General features: G+C 64.8%; 2 protein-coding genes and 1 pseudogene. All 3 read left to right on the plus strand.

The annotated features are described in order from the left end of the window. On the plus strand, window positions 1-1226 hold a 1226-nt coding region (locus tag EOA22_RS29260; protein WP_127390418.1), incomplete at its 5' end, for a UDP-N-acetylmuramoyl-L-alanyl-D-glutamate--2,6-diaminopimelate ligase. Then, on the plus strand, window positions 1223-2680 hold the full coding sequence (locus EOA22_RS29265) for a UDP-N-acetylmuramoylalanyl-D-glutamyl-2,6-diaminopimelate--D-alanyl-D-alanine ligase (RefSeq protein ID WP_063168312.1): 1458 nt from the start codon (window positions 1223-1225) through the stop codon (window positions 2678-2680). The genes EOA22_RS29260 and EOA22_RS29265, both read left to right, overlap by 4 nt. An 18-nt stretch (window positions 2681-2698) precedes the next feature. Next, window positions 2699-3007 (plus strand): annotated as a pseudogene (gene mraY / locus EOA22_RS29270) (phospho-N-acetylmuramoyl-pentapeptide-transferase); the annotation flags it as partial.

A 3007-nucleotide genomic window follows, 5' to 3' on the forward strand; every position in this document is an offset into this window, starting at 1 on the left:
CGGTGCTGGCGGTCGACGATCCGCGCCTGGCGCTGGCGCAGAGTGCGGCACGCTATTTCGGCAAGCAGCCTGAGATCATGGTCGCGGTGACCGGCACCAGCGGCAAGACCTCGGTCGCAGCCTTCACCAGGCAGATCTGGGAGCAAGCCGGTTATGCCGCCGCTTCGATCGGCACCACCGGCGTGGTGGCGCCTGGGCGCAACGACTATGGTTCGCTGACGACACCCGATCCGGTCGCCCTGCATCAATTGCTGCGGGAATTGGCCGATGCCGGCGTCACCCACGCCTCGATGGAAGCCTCCAGCCATGGGCTCGACCAGCGCCGCCTCGACGGCGTGAAGCTGGCCGCCGGCGGCTTCACCAATCTCGGCCGCGACCATATGGATTATCATCCGACCATCGAGGATTATCACCGCGCCAAACTGCGCCTGTTCGACACGTTGCTGCCGAAGGGCGCGCCGGCCGTGATCTTCGCCGACGATCCATGGTCGGCGCCGACGACCGTGGCCGCAAAGGCTGCCGGGCTCAATGTGCTGACGGTCGGCCGCCATGGCGACTTCCTCAGGCTGAAGCGGGTCGAGCACGAACGCCACCGCCAGCGGGCCGAAGTCGAGGCCGACGGCGTGCTCTACGAGATCGACCTGCCGCTGGCCGGTGATTTCCAGATTTCGAACGCGCTGGTTTCGGCGGGTCTTGCCATTTCCACGGGAACACCTGTCGCCAAGGCCCTGATAGCGTTGGAGAAACTGAAGGGCGCGCCGGGCCGGCTCGACCTCGTCGGCACCACCGGCAATGGCGCGCCGGTCTATGTCGACTATGCCCACAAGCCGGACGCGCTGGAAAACGTGCTGGCTTCGGTACGGCCGTTCACCACCGGTCGTGTCATCGTCGTGTTCGGCTGCGGCGGCGACCGCGACCGGGGAAAAAGGCCGATCATGGGCGAAATCGCGACGCGGCTTGCCGATGTCGTCATCGTCACCGACGACAATCCGCGCTCCGAAGTGCCGGAAACGATCCGTGCCGCTATTTTGGCCGCTGCTCCAGGTGCCATCGAGATCGGCGACCGGCGCCAGGCGATCCACGAAGCGGTCGCCATGCTGCATGCCGGCGACACGCTGATCGTGGCCGGTAAGGGCCACGAGGAAGGCCAGACGATCGGCTCCGAGACCTTGCATTTCTCCGATCATGAGGAAGTCCGCGCGGCACTCACGGAGCGCGCAGCATGAGCTTGCTGTGGACCTCCGAAGCGCTGGTTGCCGCCATGGACGGGCGGCCGCTCGGGCCGATGCCGGAGGGGATTTCAGGCATTTCGATCGACAGCCGCAGCCTGCAGCCGGGCGACGCCTTCTTCGCCATCAAGGGCGAGGCGATGGACGGCCATGACTTCGCAACCGCCGCCATCAAGGCTGGCGCTGGCGTGCTGGTGGTGGCCGAAGGCAAGCTGCCGTCGCTCGGCCGGTTGACAGCGCCGATCATCGTCGTCGAGGACGTGCTGGTCGCGCTGGAAAAGCTTGGAGTTGCATCGCGCGCCCGCTCGAGCGCGAAAATCATCGCTGTGACCGGTTCGGCCGGCAAGACCACCACCAAGGAAGCGCTGCGCCATGTGCTGCAAGCCGTAGGCAAGGTGCATGCCTCGGCGCAGTCCTTCAACAATCACTGGGGCGTGCCGCTGACCTTGGCGCGGATGCCTGATGATTGCGACTATGCCGTGTTCGAGATCGGCATGAACCATCCCGACGAGATCCGTCCGCTGGTCAAGATGGTGAGGCCGCATGTCGCCATCGTCACCATGATCGCGGCGGCGCATCTCGGCTTTTTCCGTAATCTGGACGAGATCGCCAAGGCCAAGGCCGAGATTTTCGAGGGGTTGGAGCCCGAGGGGGCCGCCGTCCTCAACCGCGACGATGCCCGATTCAAGCTGCTCGACAAGATGGCCCATGCCGCCGGTGTCGAGCACGTCTACGGCTTCGGCGAGAATGCGCGCTCTACCTTCAAGCTCACCAAATGCGAACTGCATGCCGATCATTCCGACATCACCGCCAGGATCGGCGGCCACGAAGTGACGGCGCGGATCGGCGCGCCCGGTCGCCATATGGTGCAGAACGTGCTGGCGGTGCTGGGTGCGGCGCATCTGGTCGGCGCCGATCTCGACAAGGTTGCTTCAGCACTGGCCGATCTCTCCGCCGAGCGCGGGCGCGGCAAGCGCCATGTGCTGCGCCATCCCGGTGGTTCGACTTCGAGCCACCCCGGTGGACTGATCACGCTGATCGACGAAAGCTACAACGCCAATCCGGCATCGATGGCTGCTGCGATGGCGTTGCTCAACGCGACGCCGGTGACGGGCGAGGGCCGCCGCATCGCCGTGCTCGGCGACATGCTCGAACTCGGCGACCATTCGACCAAGCTGCATGCGGCCCTTGCCGATCTCATCGTCGGCACGGGCACGCAGACCGTTTTTCTTGGCGGCCCGGAAATGCGGGCGCTGGCCGAAGCGCTGCCGGCTGACATCAAGACGGAATACCGCGCCGGTGTCGAGGAGCTGAAGCCGGTGCTGCTTGCCGCGCTCAAGCCGGGTGACGTGGTGATGATCAAATCGTCGAAGGGCATCGGTTTTGCAAAACTGGTCGATGCGCTGCTGGGCAAATTCCCGGCTGAATCGACAACCAGAAAACAGACCTAGGTCGGGGGACGAAAGCGCATGTTCACACTGCTCGTCGATTTTGCGGACAAGGTCTCGGTCTTCAATGTCTTCCGCTACATCACCTTCCGCACCGGTGGGGCGCTGATCACGTCGGCGCTGATCGTCTTCATCTTTGGACCGACCATCATCAATTCGCTGCGGCTGCGGCAAGGCAAGGGCCAGCCGATCCGCGCCGACGGGCCGCAGACACATTTCAAGAAGGCCGGCACGCCGACCATGGGCGGGCTGATGATCCTGTCGGGCATCATCGGCTCGTCGCTTTTGTGGGCGAACCTGTCGAGCATCTATGTCTGGGTGGTGCTGCTG

Origin of the sequence: Mesorhizobium sp. M7A.F.Ca.US.014.04.1.1 (assembly GCF_003998745.1) — a bacterium.
In the GTDB taxonomy this organism is placed as follows: domain Bacteria; phylum Pseudomonadota; class Alphaproteobacteria; order Rhizobiales; family Rhizobiaceae; genus Mesorhizobium; species Mesorhizobium ciceri.

Excerpts from the sequence above, each read along its gene's own strand:
- EOA22_RS29265 (WP_063168312.1), top strand. The coding sequence starts at position 1,223 with ATGAGCTTGCTGTGGACCTCCGAAGCGCTGGTTGCCGCCATGGACGGG.